16 protein-coding genes are annotated in these 18,776 nt (G+C 62.6%); 10 read left to right on the top strand and 6 right to left on the bottom strand.

What is annotated here, in order from left to right:
• Window positions 1–42: 42 nt before the first annotated feature.
• On the top strand, window positions 43–2,325 hold the full coding sequence (locus tag V2B23_RS12130; protein WP_430950557.1) for a carbon starvation CstA family protein: 2,283 nt from the start codon (window positions 43–45) through the stop codon (window positions 2,323–2,325).
• Between the two features lie 2 nt (window positions 2,326–2,327).
• Window positions 2,328–2,522 (top strand): YbdD/YjiX family protein, encoded by a 195-nt coding sequence (locus V2B23_RS12125; protein WP_033234491.1) that lies wholly within the window; start codon window positions 2,328–2,330, stop codon window positions 2,520–2,522.
• 7 nt (window positions 2,523–2,529) lie between these two features.
• On the opposite strand, the gene V2B23_RS12120 is transcribed toward V2B23_RS12125, so the two are convergent.
• Window positions 2,530–2,934, bottom strand: a complete 405-nt coding sequence (locus tag V2B23_RS12120; protein ID WP_430950556.1) for a hypothetical protein — start codon at window positions 2,932–2,934, stop codon at window positions 2,530–2,532.
• Window positions 2,935–3,090: 156 nt separating this feature from the next.
• Between V2B23_RS12120 and V2B23_RS12115 the strand changes: the two genes are divergently transcribed.
• A complete protein-coding gene (locus V2B23_RS12115) occupies window positions 3,091–4,287 on the top strand; it encodes an AI-2E family transporter (protein WP_430950555.1) in 1,197 nt (398 codons plus the stop codon).
• Here the strand turns inward: V2B23_RS12115 and V2B23_RS12110 are convergent, their stop codons facing one another.
• Together V2B23_RS12110 and V2B23_RS12105 are read right to left on the bottom strand one after the other, a co-directional pair.
• Window positions 4,288–7,266: an AAA family ATPase gene (locus tag V2B23_RS12110; protein WP_430950554.1), complete on the bottom strand. Its 2,979-nt coding sequence runs from the start codon at window positions 7,264–7,266 to the stop codon at window positions 4,288–4,290.
• Window positions 7,263–8,438 (bottom strand): exonuclease SbcCD subunit D, encoded by a 1,176-nt coding sequence (locus V2B23_RS12105; RefSeq protein ID WP_430950553.1) that lies wholly within the window; start codon window positions 8,436–8,438, stop codon window positions 7,263–7,265. Before V2B23_RS12105 ends, V2B23_RS12110 begins: the two co-directional genes overlap by 4 nt.
• A gap of 94 nt (window positions 8,439–8,532) precedes the next feature.
• On the opposite strand from V2B23_RS12105, the gene V2B23_RS12100 reads away from it, so the two are divergent.
• Window positions 8,533–9,552 carry a DUF6542 domain-containing protein gene (locus V2B23_RS12100; protein WP_430950552.1) on the top strand — a complete coding sequence of 340 codons (1,020 nt, stop codon included), beginning with the start codon at window positions 8,533–8,535 and terminating at the stop codon, window positions 9,550–9,552.
• A 62-nt stretch (window positions 9,553–9,614) separates the two neighbouring features.
• On the opposite strand, the gene V2B23_RS12095 is transcribed toward V2B23_RS12100, so the two are convergent.
• The gene (locus V2B23_RS12095; protein ID WP_430950551.1) at window positions 9,615–10,628 is read right to left on the bottom strand and encodes a 4-hydroxy-3-methylbut-2-enyl diphosphate reductase; all 1,014 of its coding nucleotides are present in this window, start codon (window positions 10,626–10,628) and stop codon (window positions 9,615–9,617) included.
• A 109-nt stretch (window positions 10,629–10,737) separates the two neighbouring features.
• Between V2B23_RS12095 and V2B23_RS12090 the strand changes: the two genes are divergently transcribed.
• From V2B23_RS12090 to V2B23_RS12080, 3 genes are read left to right on the top strand one after another with little or no spacing between them, the layout of a single operon-like run.
• A complete protein-coding gene (locus tag V2B23_RS12090; RefSeq protein ID WP_430950550.1) occupies window positions 10,738–11,313 on the top strand; it encodes a lipid droplet-associated protein in 576 nt (191 codons plus the stop codon).
• Window positions 11,310–12,581 (top strand): exodeoxyribonuclease VII large subunit, encoded by a 1,272-nt coding sequence (xseA, locus tag V2B23_RS12085; RefSeq protein WP_430950549.1) that lies wholly within the window; start codon window positions 11,310–11,312, stop codon window positions 12,579–12,581. The genes V2B23_RS12090 and xseA overlap by 4 nt, the downstream gene beginning before the upstream one ends.
• The gene (locus V2B23_RS12080) at window positions 12,578–12,808 is read left to right on the top strand and encodes an exodeoxyribonuclease VII small subunit (RefSeq protein WP_430950548.1); all 231 of its coding nucleotides are present in this window, start codon (window positions 12,578–12,580) and stop codon (window positions 12,806–12,808) included. The genes xseA and V2B23_RS12080 overlap by 4 nt, the downstream gene beginning before the upstream one ends.
• Window positions 12,809–12,890: 82 nt before the next feature.
• Here V2B23_RS12080 and V2B23_RS12075 read toward each other — a convergent pair whose 3' ends face one another.
• Window positions 12,891–13,460: a DUF4245 domain-containing protein gene (locus V2B23_RS12075; RefSeq protein WP_430950547.1), complete on the bottom strand. Its 570-nt coding sequence runs from the start codon at window positions 13,458–13,460 to the stop codon at window positions 12,891–12,893.
• 180 nt (window positions 13,461–13,640) lie between these two features.
• On the opposite strand from V2B23_RS12075, the gene glpX reads away from it, so the two are divergent.
• Window positions 13,641–14,675, top strand: coding sequence for a class II fructose-bisphosphatase (gene glpX, locus V2B23_RS12070; RefSeq protein WP_430950546.1), 1,035 nt, complete (start codon window positions 13,641–13,643; stop codon window positions 14,673–14,675).
• Window positions 14,676–14,755: 80 nt separating this feature from the next.
• Window positions 14,756–16,159: a class II fumarate hydratase gene (locus V2B23_RS12065; protein ID WP_430950545.1), complete on the top strand. Its 1,404-nt coding sequence runs from the start codon at window positions 14,756–14,758 to the stop codon at window positions 16,157–16,159.
• 59 nt (window positions 16,160–16,218) lie between these two features.
• Here the strand turns inward: V2B23_RS12065 and V2B23_RS12060 are convergent, their stop codons facing one another.
• A complete protein-coding gene (locus tag V2B23_RS12060; RefSeq protein WP_430950544.1) occupies window positions 16,219–16,920 on the bottom strand; it encodes an NADPH-dependent F420 reductase in 702 nt (233 codons plus the stop codon).
• Window positions 16,921–17,117: 197 nt separating this feature from the next.
• Between V2B23_RS12060 and V2B23_RS12055 the strand changes: the two genes are divergently transcribed.
• Window positions 17,118–18,737 carry a putative Ig domain-containing protein gene (locus tag V2B23_RS12055; protein ID WP_430950543.1) on the top strand — a complete coding sequence of 540 codons (1,620 nt, stop codon included), beginning with the start codon at window positions 17,118–17,120 and terminating at the stop codon, window positions 18,735–18,737.
• The last annotated feature ends 39 nt before the right edge of the window (window positions 18,738–18,776 follow it).

Raw genomic sequence — 18,776 nt, 5'->3', positions numbered from 1 at the left:
TGTGACGGCGGCCACATCTGAACTAGTGGACGGAGTTCGACGATGAGCCTGACGACGGCGCCGGAACCGAATGTCGAGTACCTGAAAACAGACCCTGACCTGCCACCGGTCGGCGTGGTGGACCGCACCCCCATCTCACCGACTGCTCGCTTCGTATTCCTGGTCATCGGACTGGTAGGCGGCCTCGCCTGGTACATGATCGCGATAGTGCGAAATGAACACATCAGCGCCGTCTGGTTCGTGTTGGCCGCAATCTGCACCTACCTGATCGCCTATCGGTTCTACGCGCGGTTGATCGAACGCAAAATCGTCAAACCACGCGACGACGTCGCCACCCCCGCCGAAATCATGGAAAACGGCGCGGACTACATGCCGACGGATCGACGGGTCCTCTTCGGCCATCACTTCGCAGCCATCGCGGGCGCCGGCCCACTGGTCGGTCCGGTCCTGGCCGCGCAAATGGGTTATCTACCAGGCACTCTGTGGATCATCATCGGAGTCGTCTTTGCCGGCGCCGTTCAGGATTTCCTGGTTCTGTGGATCTCGTCGAAACGACGCGGCCGCAGTCTCGGTCAGATGGCCCGTGAAGAACTTGGCCTCGTCGGGGGCGTCGCGGCATTGATCGGCGTTTTTGTCATCATGATCATCCTCATCGCCGTTCTCGGACTGGTGGTTGTCAACGCGCTCGCCGAAAGTCCTTGGGGCGTCTTCTCTATCGCGATGACTATCCCCATCGCACTGTTCATGGGCGTCTACCTGCGTTACCTTCGCCCCGGCAAGGTCTCCGAGGTCTCGATGATCGGCGTGGTCCTGCTGCTGCTGGCAATCGTCTCCGGCGGCTGGGTCGCCGATACCGGTTGGGGCGCAGACTGGTTCACGCTGTCCAAGGTCACCATCGCGTGGCTGATGATCGCGTACGGATTTGCCGCCTCGGTCCTGCCCGTGTGGCTGCTCCTCGCTCCCCGCGACTACCTGTCGACGTTCATGAAGGTCGGCACTATTGCCTTGCTGGCCATCGGAATTCTGGTTGCACGACCAGCACTGAACATGCCTGCTGTGACGCCGTTCGCTTCCAACGGAGAGGGACCTGCCTTTGCCGGCGCACTGTTCCCATTCCTGTTCATCACCATCGCCTGCGGCGCACTCTCGGGATTCCATGCGCTGATCGCGTCGGGAACCACACCGAAGCTGCTGGAGAAGGAAAGCCAGACCAGGATGATCGGCTACGGCGGCATGTTGACCGAATCGTTTGTCGCCATCATGGCCCTGGTTACCGCCTGCATCCTCGATCAGCACCTGTACTTCGCGCTCAACGCTCCCGCCGCACTGACCGGTGGAACACCCGAAACCGCAGCGGAATACGTCAACAACCTGCCGCTCGGCATCGATCCCATCTCCCCCGACGTCCTGTCCCAGGCAGCTGAGGCCGTCGGCGAGGAATCGATCATCTCGAGAACAGGCGGCGCTCCGACACTGGCGTTCGGCATGTCCGAAGTCCTCAGCGACGTGTTCGGTGGTGACTCACTGAAATCGTTCTGGTATCACTTCGCGATCATGTTCGAGGCCCTCTTCATTCTCACGACCATCGACGCCGGCACCCGAGTTGCGCGGTTCATGCTCTCGGACTCGCTGGGTAACTTCGGTGGTCCCGCAAAGAAGTTCAAGGATCCGTCGTGGCGCATCGGTGCGTGGCTCTGCTCGCTGATCGTTGTTGCAGCGTGGGGCGCAATCCTGCTGATGGGCGTCACCGATCCACTCGGCGGCATCAACACGCTCTTCCCTCTGTTCGGAATCGCCAATCAGCTACTCGCGGCAATCGCGCTGACAGTGGTCATGACGATCGTGATGAAAAAGGGACTGTTCAAGTGGGCCTGGATCCCCGGAGTTCCGTTGGTGTGGGACTTGATTGTCACCATGACGGCGTCGTGGCAGAAGATCTTCTCCGACAATCCGGCAATCGGATACTGGGCTCAGCACAACGTGTTCAAGGACGCAAAAGCCGCCGGCGAGACGTCGCACGGCTCAGCGAAGACTCCCGAAGCAATCGACGCCGTCATTCGCAACACGTTCATTCAGGGCACGTTGTCGATCATCTTCGCGTCACTCGTCATCGTCGTGGTGATTGCCGGAATCATCGTGTGCATCAAGGCAATCAGGGCCGGCGGCCTACCCACTACCGAATCCCCCGAGGAGCCGTCGAAGATCTTCGGCCCCGCGAGCTTCGTCCCGACACCGGCAGAAAAGGAAGTTCAGAAGGAATGGGACGAGCTCATCAAGGCGGGTAAAGTTCGCGCACCCGGCGCCGCACATGCAAGTGGGCACTGATCATGACTGCACACGTCGCAACAACCCTGCGCGGCATCCTGTGGTGGATCCGTTCGGTGATGGGCGATCTGGACTACGCCCGGTACGTCGAACACACACGGCGGAACCACACCGATGCGCCGCTTCTGAGCGAGCGTGAGTTCTGGCGTCGACGTCACGCAGCAGCAGACAGCAATCCTGGTGCCCGCTGCTGCTGACTGACGATCAGGGGCAGGCTGCCTTGGCCAGAGAGTAAATGTGGTCGGCCTGCTCCTGAGTCGGAACAGTTCCATTGTTTTCCGCCAGAGTGATGATCTCTGCCTTCACGTCTGCCTCGTCGGTCCCCTTGGCGACTTCGTCACACGTTGCCGTCAGGATCTTCTCGATGTCCGCGTCATCACGATCAGCAGCCAACGGCGCGTACGCACCGCGGAACGTTGCTACGAACAGGGCAGACTTTCCCTGATCGATGGCAGTGCCCGCTGACTCTTTTGCAGTCTCGAAAGCCTGCTGCCCACTGGTGATCGCGCTGTTGACCTTGTCCTGTGCATCGTTCGTCTGTTCCTCACTGCACGCGGTGAGACCCAGAACGACGATTGTTGCTGCCACAACTGCTGCTGCAATTCTCATAGCGAAGATGGTAGTCGCGCACCGACGCCGCCAGATACGGACCAACCGTTAGCGTCGTGCGTACTGCACCAATTCGGACAGCGTTACGATCAGGCAAGCGAAACCACGTCAATTACATCGGCGGGGAGAACCCCACGCCGACCGAAAGGACGATCAGTGAGCGAGCAAGGCAACGAGGTAGCTGGGCCGACTCCCGCGCGTACACGCGACCGTGGCGAGATCATCGGGCAGGGCGGCCTGTGGCTCGCCAAATGGTCGTTGGTGTTGGCATCCATTTCGATCGGCGCATTGATTTTCGGCTGGCTCGTCGAAAAGCTATGGGTAATTGTGCTGCCCGTGGCTCTGGCGATTGTCCTTGCGACTGTCATGTGGCCGCCCACTCGCGAAATGGTCAAACGCGGATTGCCGCCCGCAGCAGCTGCCGGCATCACCCTGCTGCTGTCGATCGGTGTGCTCGCCGGTGTGATCGCCGGAATCATCCCGTCGGTAGTCGGGCAGGCCCCTGAACTCGCGAACAAGACAACCGAGGGCATCAACCAAGTCCAGGACTGGCTCCAAGGACCGCCGCTGAACCTGCAAGACGATCAGATCGACAACGCCATCCATTCAGTTGTCGCCAAGGTCCAGGAGAGCGGAACCGCTATCGCCTCAGGCGTTTTCAGTGGCGTGAGCACCGCCGGCTCCCTACTGGTCACCCTGGGCCTCGTTCTGGTCCTGTCGTTCTTCTTCATCAAGGACGGCCCCCGATTCATCCCGTGGCTCCACGCGGTTGGCGGCGGAAAGGCCGGACGGCACCTCGAAGAAGTTCTGACGCGTATGTGGGACACCCTTGGTGGGTTCATCCGCACCCAGGCTCTGGTGAGTCTGATCGACGCGGTGTTCATCGGCGCCGGACTGTTGATCCTCGGCGTCCCCCTGGCACCCGTGCTCGCGATTCTCACCTTCATCGGCGGCTTCATTCCGATTGTGGGCGCATTTGTTGCCGGCGCCCTTGCGGTGTTGGTTGCATTGGTTGCCAACGGCCTGACCACCGCGATCATCGTGTTGATCATCATCCTCCTGGTGCAGCAGATCGAAGGAAACGTCCTTCAGCCTGTCCTGCAAAGCAAGTCGATGAAACTCCACGCGGTTATCGTGCTTCTTGCCGTCGCGGCGGGTAGCTCCCTCTACGGAATCATCGGTGCATTCCTCGCCGTCCCCGTGGCCGCTGTCGCCGCCGTCGTGATCCGCTACATCGGCGAGCAGATCGACGAACGCGCCACCGACAACGAACCTATGCCGAAGGGCGACGCCGCCGATCTGGTCGAACAATCCGAGAACAGTACAAACACCGCCGGAGACCAGAAGGCCTGATCAGCCGGCAATCAATTCCACCGAGGAGCCTGCACGTCCCCGAATGACGTGCAGGCGACTCGGGATTCGCTGTCGCATTTCGTCGACGTGACTGACTATCCCGACAACACGTCCACCGTCGCGAAGTTCGTCCAGTACACCCATCACCGAGTCGAGTGTGTCTGCATCGAGCGTTCCGAATCCCTCGTCGATGAACATTGTGTCCAGCACAACGCCACCGGATTCAGCCGCGACAACGTCGGCAAGCCCCAACGCCAACGACAGTGACGCCAAGAAGGACTCACCGCCCGACAGCGTTTTTGCCGACCGCACGACGCCGGTGAAATCGTCACGAATATCAAGCCCGAGCCCACCGCGGCGACCACGGGATCCGGCTTCGTCACTGTGAACGAATTCGTATCGTCCACCGGACATTCGGCGCAACCGAACCGACGCAGACAGTGCCACTTCCTCGAGCCGCGACGCCAACACATATGACCGCAATGACATCTTGCGGCTGTTCTGCCCCTTGCCCGCGATCACGTCTGCCAGCGCTGCCAACTCGTCGTGACGCGCTCGCTGCGGCGCGATTGCCTCGTAGGCATTCTCGAGTTGGCTGTTGAGCCGCTCGAGGTTCGACACCCGACTCTCCGCCAACGACGCCGCTGCCACAGCCTCGTTGGCTGCCGCCGCGCATTCACGCGAAACCAGTGCTGGTCCATCCACATCCACGGTCGCAATATCAGCCGTTGCAGCAACATCCGGATCGTCGAGAACTGAACGCGCAGCGACTCTGCGATCACGTGCCCGGGCAACGTCAGCCTCGATAGCCGCGATACGTGCGTGCGTCCGAACAGCTGCCAGCGCGGCCGGGACCGACTCGAAACCAGCGGAGAGTGCTGCATCCACCAGTTTTGTCGACAACTCGACAGCTCGAGTTTTCGCGCGGGCGGCCTCGTCGCGAGCTTCCGAAGCCGTCGTCGCAGCGGTTGCCCAGGTATCGAATCGTGCCCGCCTTGCCGCGATGCTCGAATCCTCGCCCGCCGCAAAGACAATCGCCGCACGAATTTCCTGTGCTCGCAGCGTCAGAGCCGAGATGCGCTCGATGACTGTGGCCGCCTCCGTGGCCAACGCTGCGGACTCCTGCTCGAGTGTGTTGTCGCGGCCACTGAGTTCCGCTGCCTTGGCAGCCAAATCGGCTGCCCGACGCGCCGTGGATGTCGCACTCTCGAGATCCGCTTGTGCCTTGTCTCGCGCTGCCTCGAGTTCCGCGACATCACCGCCGCCGCCGCGGGCGATCAAACGCTCGATCTCCAACGCCAGTGCGCTCTCCTGCTCGAGAACGACCGTCAAAGCACCTTCTGCGGCGCGTTCGAGTGCTGCGGCTTTCTCGACGTCAGCCTCGGTGACGGTGTCGGTTCCGGGCTGCGCCAGAGCTGGATGTTCCGGGGAACCACACACCTGACACGCGTCGCCCGGTTTCAGCGAACCGGCCAGCTCCGCCGCCATTCCCTCGATACGTGTTTGCACCCGATCGAGCCACCGACCACGCGCCGCCTGATGGGAGCCCCGCGCATCAAGCACTGCGGAGCGCATTGCCTCGGCCGTTGCCCGCACACCAACGATGTCGTGCGCGGCCGAAGCACTGTCCGCCGCTGCTGCATAGGCAGCTCGAAGGCCCGGCAACGACGCTTCGCATCGCTGCGCATCGGCGAGTTCCGATGCGGCAGAGCTCAATTGCTCCGGAAGCTGCGAACGCTCACGCACGATATCCTCGGTGCGGGCGATCATCTTGGCGTGCCGCGCCGACAGTGTGCCGATCTCCGATTCTGCCGCATCCGCGACCCGTGCCTGCTCTGCCACCGAATCCAGTCGCACGATCTCGTCTCGCCAGTCTCGGACCTGAGCCAAGACCTCGCCGCGCTCACCGTCTCGCGGCGGCCACAGTCCCCCGCTGAAGATGTCGGGACCGCCGTGCTCCGAGTACCGCGCCACCGCCTTCTCAGCCTGCGCGAGTGCCGACGCCATTGCCCGCTGCGCCGCGTCCGAATCCTGAGAGATTACCGAAACCGGTTGCGCCCGTGTGGCTGTAGCCAACTCACTCGAAATGACGGCCAGATCTGCCGACCCCTCGTCCAGGGCAATGATCTCTGCGCGCGCACGGTCTCGGCGACGCACCAAATCCGCGGCACGCTCGGCAACCCCTATAATTCGGTTTGCCTCCGCTGCAGCAGCTTTGGACTTCTCGAGTACTCCGTTTGCCAGATCGCGGCTGTCTTGCGCCTCCGCGAGCAACTTGCGCGACCATTCGAGCGGATGCGCTTCCGCTCCTACTTCCAAACCCGCGGCAGTCTCGACCCGCGCAAGTAAGACCTGCACGGCCTGCTCTTTGTCGGCGAGAGCGCTGGCACTGACTTTCTTCTTCTCGTCGAACCACGCCTCGACCGACACAAATTTCTTGGTGTCGAAAAGTCGCTCGAGGAGCTTGCCTCGCTCCTCGTTCTCGGCTCGAAGGAATTTGGCGAACTCCCCTTGCGGGAGTAGGACAACCTGGAAGAACTGATCGGCACTCATTCCCATCAGTCGGTTGATCTCGTCGCCGATATCCGGAATTCGCGAAAGGTTCTCGCCGCGGCCGTCGAGCCACGTCAGGGTCGCCTTGGCATTCTCGACGATCGACCCGGATCCACGTTTTTTCGGGCGCGAAAACTCCGGACTACGAACAAGTTTGAGGCGTCGACCGCTGATGGTCACTTCAAGCGTCACCTGCGGTACCGACCCGACTGGAGCATGATCGGACAGCAACCGCTTGCCCTCGTTTCGAGCACCAGGCACCCGGCCGTACAACGCAAAGGCAACGGCGTCGAGGACAGTGGTTTTACCCGCGCCGGTATCGCCGTGCAGCAGGAAAAGTCCGTCGGCCCCCAGCCTGTCGAAATCGACCGTGACGGTGTCCGCGAACGGGCCGAAGGCCTTGACCTCGAGCGTATGAAGTCTCACGCTGTCACGCCCAGTTCAGCTGTTGCTTCGTCGGCTCGATCAGCCGAACCGAGTGCAGCTTGCATCAGAGAGATTTCGCCCTCGGTAGGCTCGCTGCGGACTGCGGAAACAAACCCCCGGGCGATCTCGATATCGTCTCGACCACGCACCGCGTCGCTGTATTTGAGTTCCGAATTACCTTCTGGCCGCTGCCATTCGAGATGGACGGCAAACGGGAACCTCGTGTGCAACGCGCGCATCGCATCGATCGGGCGAACCGGATCGGTGAGCAGCGCCGAGACGTAACAATCCTCAGCATCGACGTAATCCGGTGAACTCAGCAACGCCTCGAGAGTGCCCGTCAACTGTCGCAATCCCCGAACAATCGGAAGATCGAGACGCGACGTCGAGACAAGACCGGTGCCGTCGAGTTCGACCAACAACGCCGCCTTCTTATGACTGCGCTCACCGAACGAGTACGGCAACGGCGATCCCGAATACCAGACCCGCTCCGACAACATCTGCGGCGAATGGAGGTGCCCCAACGCGACGTAATCGACACCGTCGAACTCCCCAGCCGACACCGTCTCGACGCCACCCACAGAAATGGAACGCTCCTCACCCGTCGCCTCACCGCCGACAACAAAGGCATGCGCCAAGAGCACCGACCGGGTTTTCGGGTCACTCTCTTGCCGACCCGTCAGATCTGCCCGCACCCGGGCCATAGCGGCCCCGAGAACGTCCGAGTGACTCCGCGCACGGGGCACGTCCAACTCGACTCTCGTGATCTCCGGTTCGAGATACGGAATTCCGTAGAACACAACGGGGCCGAACTCGTCCTGCACCACAACCGGTGAATCCACCTGACCGACTCGAGTGATCAGATGCAGCCCGCCGGCCGCGGCAAACGACGCACCGGCACCCAAGCGCACGGCCGAATCGTGATTTCCCGACGTCGCGACGATGATCGCCCCGGCATCGCGAATGGCCTCGAACCCTCGATTGCACACGGTGACCGCGTCGGAACTGGGAATGGAGCGATCGTAGATATCCCCCGGAACAACCACGACGTCCACGCCGTGCTCACGGACCAGAGCCGCAATGGTGTTCAACACACTCGCCTGATCGGCCAACAAATCCACACCATGGAAAGTGCGACCTATGTGCCAATCAGACGTGTGCAGGATCTTCATTCCAGTGACGGTAGAGGACCCCACCGACAGATAAACCCGAAGCCACGACCGGCACAAACACTGCTCACACCGAGAAAGCGGCTAATGTCAATGTGTGTCTGCAACCCAACGTGCTCGCTCCGGGGTACCGCTGGACAAACGATCTCTGGTCGTCACAGTCCCCGGCCTGCCCTGGTGGGGAGTCATTCTGCTCGCTGCCGGAGTCACTTCGATCGGTGTCCTGATCGATGCATCCGGCGGTGGCGGCGAGCTGACCTCCGTCTTCTCGACGTTCTACTTCCTCGGTTGCCTGTTTGCCGTGGTTGCCGCCGCAAACAAGTCACTGTTCACGGCAATGGCGCAGCCACCGCTCCTGCTCCTGGTCGCGGTACCGGTTGCTCAGACCCTGATCGGCAAGGAAAACAGCACTTCACTCCGCGACATTGCCATCAACATCGCATACCCGCTGGTAGACCGCTTCCCCGTCATGCTGGCCACCAGCATCGTGGTCCTGATTATCGGCTGCCTGCGTTACTTCCTGCTGCAGCAGCGTCCGACGGGTCCGGTTCGATCCACCCGAACCCGGCGCGACACGCCGCCGGCCAAGAGCGCACGTAGTGCAGGCGACGCCGGTTCCGATTCGGTGCAACGTCGTCGCCGTCGGCCGGAACCGAGCCGACCGGATGCCGCAGAGGCAACCGACCTGATCCCACCGCAACCCCGCCGCCGCGACGCCGATCGCCCGGCGTACAGCGAACGTCCTGTCTACAACGAGCGGCCGTCGTACCGCCCGGCTGCCGCGCCTGATCGCACACCACCGCGTCGTAGCTCCGCTCCCGTCGACCACGATCGATACCAACCAGACCACGACCGCTACCAACCGCCGCGACGCAACCAGCCGGTCAGCGAGCGGAGCGACTCCCCTTCGTACGAGCGTCGCGAGTACCCGTCGTATGGAGAGCGTCGCACCCCGGAAGCCGGTCGCCCCTCCGAAGAACGCATGGAACCGTTCTTTGCCTCAGGTGGGGCAGACGACGCGCCGCTCCCCCCGCGTCGACGCCCAGCGGGCGCGGACCTGCCGGCCTACCCGGCTCCTCGCGTGCGTTACCGCGACCGCGACGAAACGCCGACCTGACACTCTTCGTGCAAACGAAAACCCCGAACCTGTGTGTGCTGGTTCGGGGTTTTTCGTAGCGTCTACTGGGTGCGGGCTGCTCGCAGTTCCCGCGGTAGGGCAAACACCAGCGTCTCGTTGGCTGTGGTCACCGACTGCACATCCTTGAAACCGTGATCTGCCAGTAAGTCGATCACTCCGCGAACCAGCACCTCCGGGACGGAAGCGCCGGACGTGATTCCGACCGTCTCGACGCCCTCGAGCCAGCTCAGATCAACTTCACGGGCATAGTCGACCAGGTACGACGCCCGGGCGCCCGCACCGAGTGCGACCTCGACCAATCGAACCGAGTTCGAGGAGTTGCGCGAGCCGACCACGATCACCAGATCGCATTCGGGCGCCATGGCCTTGACGGCGACCTGGCGGTTCTGGGTCGCGTAGCAAATGTCGTCGGACGGCGGATCCTGCAGATTCGGGAAGCGATCTCGCAGACGAGCGACAGTCTGCATCGTCTCGTCGACGCTCAACGTGGTCTGCGACAGCCAGATCACTTTGTTCTCGTCGCGGACAGTGACAGCGTCCACGGAGTCGGGGCCGTCGACGATCGTGACGTGATTGGGCGCCTCACCTGCGGTGCCTTCGACTTCCTCGTGGCCTTCGTGGCCGATGAGCAGGATGTCGTAGTCGTCACGCGCAAACCGCTTTGCTTCCTGGTGCACCTTGGTGACCAGTGGGCACGTCGCGTCGATGGTGCGCAGATTGCGTTCGGCAGCCGATTCGTGGACCGCCGGTGAGACGCCGTGTGCGGAGAAGACCAGAAGGGAACCCTCGGGAACCTCGTCGGTTTCGTCGACGAAGATCACTCCCTGATCTTCCAACGTCTCGACGACGTGACGGTTGTGAACGATTTCCTTGCGCACGAAGATGGGCGCGCCGTGCTTCTCCAGCGCCTTTTCGACGGTCTCCACCGCCCGGTCGACGCCGGCGCAGTAGCCCCGTGGCTCAGCGAGAAGTACCCGCTTGCCTGTGCCCTTACGAATGGACGCCGAATCCGCGGAGTGCGCGATACCGAGATTGAGAGGAACAGCCGAAGACATGGCACCAGCCTACTGGCAGCGTCCCTGTGCAACACTTCGGCGAAGGTCTACCTCCGCATAACAGCCGAGTCGGCTACCGATTGTCGGTGCTTTACGGCAAGCTGTTGGAATGATTCGACCCCCGTTCGTGGCACGTGTGGCTGCAGGACTCGCCGTCACAGCGTTGGAAGAAGCCAAGAAGCTTCCGGAAACCGCAGTCGCCCTGCCCATGACCGCCGTCAGTCAGATGCTCCAGACGAGCATGCGGCTGCAGCAGTCCATCACGTCCCTCGCAATCAAGGGCGATCAGGCGTTTGCGCTGCTCAGCTGGTCCGGTGATGACGAGCAGCCGGAGTGGGCCGTTTTCGACGAGGACGTGAAGCCGTCGTCGCCGAAGACTCGGGAGAGCCCTACCAACGCCGGTCGGTTCGCTCTGTACTCGGTCGACCCCACAGCCGAGACCGCGCCCAACTCGGACGCGGAGGCTGATCCCGACAGTGATACCGACAACACCGCTGCGTCGGAACCGCCCATCGTCGCCGAACTGGACTACGCCAACCTCACGCTCGCAGAGCTGCGTGCCCGCATCAAGTCGTTAAGTGTGGAGAACCTGACGACGCTGCTCGACTACGAGAACGCAACTCGTTCGCGCGCGCCGTACGTCACCATGTTGACCAACCGCATCACCACAGCCAAGGCAAAGTGACTTCCGCCCAGCGTCCGCCCGCACAACAACGCCCGACGGGTTCGGGTGCCAGCTCCCCCGAACAACCGTGGCCGGTTCGTACAGTCTCGGCCAAGGTCGCAGGATGGATCGACCGTCTCGGCAGTATTTGGGTCGAGGGTCAGATCACCCAGATCAATGCGCGCCCCGGCACCCGGACGGCGTTTCTGGTTCTTCGTGATCCGTCGGCTGACATGTCGTTGTCGGTTACGTGCTCACCGCAACTACTGCACAACTCTCCCGTCCCGTTGACGGAAGGTTCTCGGGTCGTGATGTTCGGGAAGCTCTCGTTCTACACCGGACGCGGCACCGTCTCGCTGCGGGTGACCGAGATCCGAGCCGTCGGCATCGGTGAGCTGCTCGCGCGCATCGAGCGACTACGCGCACTGCTTGCGGCCGAGGGGCTGTTCGATCCCCGGCTCAAGCGACCGCTGCCGTTCCTGCCCGGGACAATCGGATTGATCACCGGACGGGCCAGTGCTGCCGAGAAGGACGTCGTGTCCGTCGCCCATCGACGCTGGCCTGCTGTCGCAATTGCGTTGCGCAACACCGCAGTTCAAGGTCCGACCGCGGTGCCTCAGATCATCGAGGCACTGAAGGATCTCGACGCGAACCCCGAAGTCGACGTCATCATCCTCGCGCGCGGCGGCGGAAGCGTCGAAGATCTGCTCCCGTTCTCCGACGAAGCGTTGTGCCGGGCAATCGTCGCGTGCACGACGCCCGTTGTCAGCGCGATCGGCCACGAACCCGACAGTCCGTTGAGCGACCACGTCGCCGACCTTCGCGCCGCCACACCTACCGATGCTGCGAAGCGAGTAGTTCCCGACGCCGTTGCGGAAGCAGCGCTGGTTTCCGAACTCCGCGATCGCAGTGCCGCAGCGCTACGCAGCTGGGTCAAGCGCGAGTCGCACCTCATCGAGCAACTGCGCACCCGCCCGGTAATGGCGTCGCCGCTGCTGGCAATCGACCGTCGGGCCGAGGAAATCGAACGACTCCAAGCCGCCGGCCGACGCGATGTCACGAGGTTGATCGACTCCGAATCACGAACCGTCGAGCACTTGCGGGCACGCCTGACAACTCTTGGTCCGGCAGCCACGCTGGCCCGCGGCTATGCGGTGGTGCAGCGCATCATCGCCGACGGAGATCCGGAAGTGCTGCGCTCGGTCGAAGACGCGCCGCCTGGCACTCAGATACGAGTTCGACTTGCAGACGGCGCTGTTCGCGCCGCAGTAATGGGAAGAGAAAAATGAGCAACGCCGACAACAACCCAGCAGACGTCGACATCAGCGAACTCGGGTACGAAGCTGCCCGCGACGAATTGGTGGGCGTCGTGAAGATCCTCGAGCAGGGCGGTCTGGACCTCGACGCCTCGTTGGCCCTGTGGGAGCGTGGCGAAGCGCTCGCCAAGCGCTGTGAGGAGCACCTGGCGGGTGCTAGGGCTCGCGTGGAGACGGCACTGTCCGGGTCGGACGAGTAGAGGCTGTCCGGGTCGGACGAGTAGAGACTGTCCGGGTCGGACGAGTAGAGGCTGTCCGGGTCGGACGAGTAGACCGGCTGATCTAGGGAACGATGGGCTCGGCCTGGCCGGCGTTGCGCGCCAAGGTCGTGAAGTCTTCAGCCGGAGCGGCGCCGGTAATCAGGAGACGCACTCCGTCGATGTCCGTCACCCAGATTGATTCGACGCCCTCGCCGCCGAAGACGTTCCAGGTGTGACCGTCGATGTCTTCGACACCCGTCGCAAAACGCGGGCCGCCGGCGACGTAAGACACCAGGGGAAATTCTTCGGCGTTGCTTTGTGTCAGCTGAATGTAGCTGCCGTTGGTGGTGATGAATCCCACAGTGCTGGAGTCGCCGCCACCGTCGCCTGTGATCACTTTCCGACTTCCCGAGTTCGGGGTCCAGCCCTCGGGAACTTCAGGTTTGCGGATCGGGAAACCCAGTTCTTTGGCGTCGTAGTTCAGCGCTGCGTCGATGTCGACGCTCGGGATCGGTCCCTGGGTGGGGCCTCCGGGGCTGAACGTGCACTGGCTGGCGATGCTCGCGATGATGATGCAAATCAGCACCAGCGGTACGAGAGACCAGACCATGTCTTTGTTGTCTTCGAGAATGCGGGGTTTCTTCGATGCCACACTCCCAGTATCCAGGTACCGGGCGCTGGGAACGATTCCCGGTACCCCTAAGCGTGACAAATCACCACGGCACTGACCCAGCAGCGCACACAGTGGCTCCCATCTGGGACAATCACGCCTGTAGAAACCACTTGCGTCGACACACCCCGTCGACCGCGACCGCGCCAGGAGGCACCGCACATGACGGCCAGCAGCATTCATCGTGAGACCCCGGACCGTAACCTTGCTCTCGAATTGGTCCGAGTCACCGAAGCCGGCGCGATGGCTGCAGGTCGCTGGGTAGGACGCGGCGACAAGGAAGGCGGCGACGGAGCTGCCGTCGATGCGATGCGTCAGCTTGTTTCTTCGGTGTCCATGCGCGGCATCGTTGTCATCGGAGAAGGCGAGAAGGACGAAGCGCCGATGCTGTTCAACGGCGAAGAGGTCGGCAACGGCGACGGCCCGGACTGCGACTTCGCTGTCGATCCGGTTGACGGAACCACGCTGATGTCCAAGGGCATGCCCAACGCCATCTCGGTGTTGGCTGTTGCCGAGCGCGGCGCGATGTTCGATCCGTCTGCTGTGTTCTACATGGAGAAGATCGCTGTCGGACCGGACGCTGCAGATGTCATCGACATCAGCGCGCCGATCGCCGAGAACATCAAGCGTGTTGCCAAGGTCAAGAAGGCGTCGGTTTCCGACATCACGATCTGCATCCTGGACCGTCCTCGCCACACCCAACTGATCCAGGACGTTCGCGACACGGGCGCTCGTATCCGTCTGATCTCCGACGGTGACGTTGCCGGCGCAATCGCGGCAGCGCGTCCAGAGTCCGGCACGGACATGCTTGTCGGTATCGGCGGCACCCCTGAGGGCATCATCGCCGCTGCGGCCATGCGCTGCATGGGCGGATCGTTGCAGGGCAAGCTTGCCCCCACCGACGACGAAGAGCGCCAGAAGGCCATCGACGCCGGTCACGATCTCGATCGCATCCTGACCACCGAAGATCTGGTCTCGGGCGAGAACGTCTTCTTCTGCGCCACCGGCGTCACCGACGGTGACCTCCTGCGCGGTGTCCGCTACTACGGCGGGGGCGCCAGCACGCAGTCCATCGTGATGCGCAGCAAGTCCGGCACCGTCCGCATGATCGACGCGTACCACCGCCTCGAGAAGCTCCGCGAGTACAGCTCGGTGGACTTCGACGGCGAAGAGGGCGCGGTTCCGCCGACGTTCTGACGGCTCCTCCCCGTGCGCCTTTCTGGTAGTCACCGCTACCAAAAAGGCGCACAGGGGCCGATGGCCCCTACTCTGGAACCATGACGGAAAGCAACGAACAGCAGTTCCGGATCGAACACGACACCATGGGTGAAGTTCGGGTACCCATCGACGCACTGTGGCGAGCGCAAACCCAACGCGCAGTCGAGAATTTCCCGATCAGCGGCCGACCTCTCGAACGCACTCAGATTCGTGCGATGGGCCTTCTCAAGGCCGCGTGTGCGCAGGTCAACAAGGATCTTGGCCTCCTCGACGCGGGCAAGGCCGATGCCATCATCTCGGCAGCCAACGAGATTGCCGACGGCAAGCACGACGATCAGTTCCCCATCGATGTCTTCCAGACCGGCTCTGGCACCAGTTCCAACATGAACGCCAACGAGGTCATCGCGTCGATTGCCCAGGCCAACGACGTAGATGTGCATCCGAACGATGACGTCAACATGTCGCAGTCGTCCAACGACACCTTCCCGACGGCCACGCACGTCGCAGCGACAGAAGCCGCCGTCACGGATCTTGTTCCGGCTCTGGCGCATCTGCACACCGCGCTCGCCGCGAAGTCCGCGGAGTGGAAGTCCGTCGTCAAGTCCGGACGCACACACCTGATGGACGCAGTTCCGGTGACCCTCGGCCAGGAGTTCGGCGGTTACGCCCGCCAGATCGAGGCCGGCATCGAACGAATCAAGGCAACGCTCCCCCGACTCGGCGAACTACCGATCGGCGGCACCGCGGTGGGCACCGGACTCAACGCACCGGACGGATTCGGGCCCAAAGTTGTTGCAGAACTGGTCAAGTCGACAGGCATCGACGCCTTGACCCCGGCAAAGAACAGCTTCGAGGCGCAGGCTGCCCGTGACGGACTGGTGGAAGCGTCAGGCGCCCTGCGCACCATCGCGGTCTCGCTGACGAAGATTGCCAACGACATTCGCTGGATGGGTTCGGGACCGTTGACAGGTCTCGGCGAGATAGCGCTCCCGGATTTGCAGCCAGGCAGCTCGATCATGCCAGGCAAGGTCAATCCCGTTCTGCCGGAGGCTGTTACGCAGGTCGCTGCACAGGTAATCGGAAACGACGCGGCCATCGCGTGGGGCGGCGCTGCCGGCGCGTTCGAGCTCAACGTCTACATCCCGATGATGGCACGTAATCTACTCGAGTCATTCACGTTGCTGGCCAACGTTTCTCGGTTGTTCGCGGACAAGTGTATCAGCGGTTTGGTTGCGCACGAGGAGCACCTCAAGACCCTTGCCGAATCCTCGCCGTCGATCGTGACGCCGCTCAACTCGGCAATCGGATACGAAGAAGCCGCGTCCGTTGCCAAGCAAGCGTTGAAGGAGAAGAAGACGATTCGGCAGGTTGTCGTCGAGCGCGGATTGGTTCCGGACAAGCTCAGCGAAGCCGAACTCGACAAGCGCCTCGACGTACTCGCGATGGCGAAGGTCAAGGACTAACCCACCGGCCTCGCGGCGGTTCCGCATTCGGGAACCGCCGCGAGGCCCAGGTCAGTCAGTCACTCCGCGACAGCTCGCCACTCGTCCGTGCGCTCGGGAGTTGCCTGCGCCAGCGCCTTCAACGTAGCGTCGCGACCAAAATCCTTGCCGTAGACCGGAGTTCCCGGCTGCTGACGCCAGGAGTCTTCGATGGTGCCCGCGTCGACGGGGTCGAAGCCGAGCTGATTGATCAGATCGAAGACAACCTGCTTCTTCAGCTCGTCGTCACCGGCGATGGGGAGTGCAATCCGGCCGTCCGCCCCTTCCGGTAGGCCCTTCTCGAGAAGGTGCTTCCACCAGATTCCGTTGAATGCCTTGAAGACCGGAACTCCGAGGTGCTCTTGCACCCAATCGCTTTCTGCCTGACCGTCTTCGATTGCGGCGATCAATCCGTCTCGCTGCTGCGGGTAGTAGTTGTTGGTCTCGATCACCGGAGCGCCGTCGGCGGCGCCCGCGAGGATGCCGGCGGGAAGGTCCACGACGTTCTTCTGCGGGATGCTCACGATCACCAGGTCTGCACCTTCGGCGGCTTCGGTGTTCAGTACCGCTTTTGCACCGGTTTCTGCCTCGAGGTCTGCCAGAGTGTCGGGCGTCCGAGAGTTCGAGACGCGCACGTCGTGACCCAGCGCGGTCAGCCTGCGGGTAAGCGTTCCACCGATCTGACCAGCTCCGATAATTCCGATGCGCATATTCTTGTGCTCCTTCGTCGAGTGTCGCGACACTCCGCGACTGCTGCATGCCTCAACAACGGATCACCGCGGGCTAATTCCGGACTGGCACATTCAACTCGAACTGATTCAAATGCTTGCCCTGGAACCCCCGGCAACAAAGTGGCCATTTTCGGCCACCAACGCCCCCTGGCCTAAAATGGCCAGCAAAAAGGGACGTTTTATGCCTCGGCACCCGTTATCGTCGCTGCGTGGTCACTAACCGTGGCCGCACCGCCCTCCCGGCGGAACACGCCAGGAAAGGCACACCACGATGGCACCGCTCGATAACCGTCGCAGACCACACCGAGGCAGACGGCTGCGAGGGCTCACCGCTCTCTTTGCCGCTGGGGCACTTGCCCTCGGGTGCCGGTGCCGCCGCGACCACTGCCGCGGCGGCACCGGCACCCGAGGGCGTACCTGTCGCACCGCCTAACACCATCACGGCCTGGGGAAACAACGAGAACGGGCGGGCAAACCCTCCGGCCGATAGTGACTTCACCGCTATCAGCGGCGGCCTGAGCCATTCGTTAGCCCTGACAGCAGACGGCACCATCAAAGCCTGGGGAAACAACGTCAGCGGGCAGGCAGACGCCCCGGCCGGTAACGGCTACACCGCAATCTCTGCCGGCAGCTACCACTCCTTGGCGCTGACAGCAGACGGCACCATCAAAATCTGGGGGGCAACCGGCTCTGGTCTGGACGCCCTCCCTGCCGGTAGCGGGTTCAAAGCCATTTCCGCCGGCCACCTCCATTCGATGGCATTGACCGCCGACGGCACCATCAAAATCTGGGGAAGCAACCAATACGGTGAGCTCAACGCCCCGACTGGCAGCGGCTACAAAGCCATCGCCGCCGGCTTCAACCATTCGGTGGCATTGACCGCCGACGGCACCATCAAAGCCTGGGGACTCAACAGCAACGGACAGACCGACGTCCCCGAGGACAACGGCTACACCGCAATCGCCGCCGGTTTCTACCATTCGTTTGCGCTGACGTCCGACGGCACCATCAAAACCTGGGGAGACGGCGGATATGGACTTACCAACCCTCCTTCCGGCAACGGCTACACCGCAATTGCCGCCGGCAACATCCACTCAGTAGCGCTTGCGGCCGACGGCACCATCAAAGCCTGGGGACTCGACAACTTCGGACAGGCAACCGCCCCTGTCGGAAACGGCTACACCGCCGTCGCCTCCGGCCTCTTCCACTCGATGACCTTGAAGAGGGCAACCGCTTCTGCGTTCTCCGATGCCGGCACCGTCACGGTCAACGGTATTGCCGGAACTGCACTCACTCACTTGTTCGCCACCACCGGCAACCCCGCACCTACCCTCACCGCCACCGGACTCCCGACCGGACTCACGCTCAGTGAAACCGGGGCTCTGACCGGAACACCCACCACCGAAGGCTCGTTCCCCTTCACCATCACCGCCACCAATGGCATCGGAAATGCCGCAACGCTCAACGTGACCCTCATCGTCGCCGCAGCACCCGCCGCGCCGATGTTCACCGACGCCGGACCCGTGACGCTCGATGCTGTTGCCGGAACAGCACTTACACGTGAATTCACCGTCACCGGTAACCCTGCCCCCACCATCACAGTGGTCGACCCGACGAAGCTGCCCATCGGTCTGACGTTCGCCGACGGAACGCTGTCCGGAACACCCACCACTGCAGGCTCTTACACGTTCATCCTCAACGCCACCAACGGCGTCAATCCCGACCTGACCCTTGTCGTTACCGTCAATGTCGCCGAGGCCCCGATCACACCCGAACAACCCACCACAGGATCCCTTGGATCACTCGAGTTCACCGGATTCGGTAGCTGACCTCACGGGGGCTCCGGATTGCAGGTTCCGATCTGCCTT

Origin of the sequence: Rhodococcus sp. 24CO (assembly GCF_050586165.1) — a bacterium.
In the GTDB taxonomy this organism is placed as follows: Bacteria; Actinomycetota; Actinomycetes; order Mycobacteriales; family Mycobacteriaceae; genus Rhodococcus_F.
Note: the sequence above shows the minus strand (reverse complement) of the source record. Positions and strands in the feature narration are given on the sequence as shown.

Coding starts and splice junctions, on each gene's coding strand:
- V2B23_RS12095 (WP_430950551.1), bottom strand. CDS start 10,628: ATGTCTTCGGCTGTTCCTCTCAATCTCGGTATCGCGCACTCCGCGGAT.
- V2B23_RS12105 (WP_430950553.1), bottom strand. CDS start 8,438: ATGAAGATCCTGCACACGTCTGATTGGCACATAGGTCGCACTTTCCAT.
- V2B23_RS12080 (WP_430950548.1), top strand. CDS start 12,578: ATGAGCAACGCCGACAACAACCCAGCAGACGTCGACATCAGCGAACTC.
- V2B23_RS12090 (WP_430950550.1), top strand. CDS start 10,738: ATGATTCGACCCCCGTTCGTGGCACGTGTGGCTGCAGGACTCGCCGTC.
- V2B23_RS12130 (WP_430950557.1), top strand. CDS start 43: ATGAGCCTGACGACGGCGCCGGAACCGAATGTCGAGTACCTGAAAACA.
- V2B23_RS12120 (WP_430950556.1), bottom strand. CDS start 2,934: ATGAGAATTGCAGCAGCAGTTGTGGCAGCAACAATCGTCGTTCTGGGT.
- glpX (WP_430950546.1), top strand. CDS start 13,641: ATGACGGCCAGCAGCATTCATCGTGAGACCCCGGACCGTAACCTTGCT.
- V2B23_RS12065 (WP_430950545.1), top strand. CDS start 14,756: ATGACGGAAAGCAACGAACAGCAGTTCCGGATCGAACACGACACCATG.
- V2B23_RS12125 (WP_033234491.1), top strand. CDS start 2,328: ATGACTGCACACGTCGCAACAACCCTGCGCGGCATCCTGTGGTGGATC.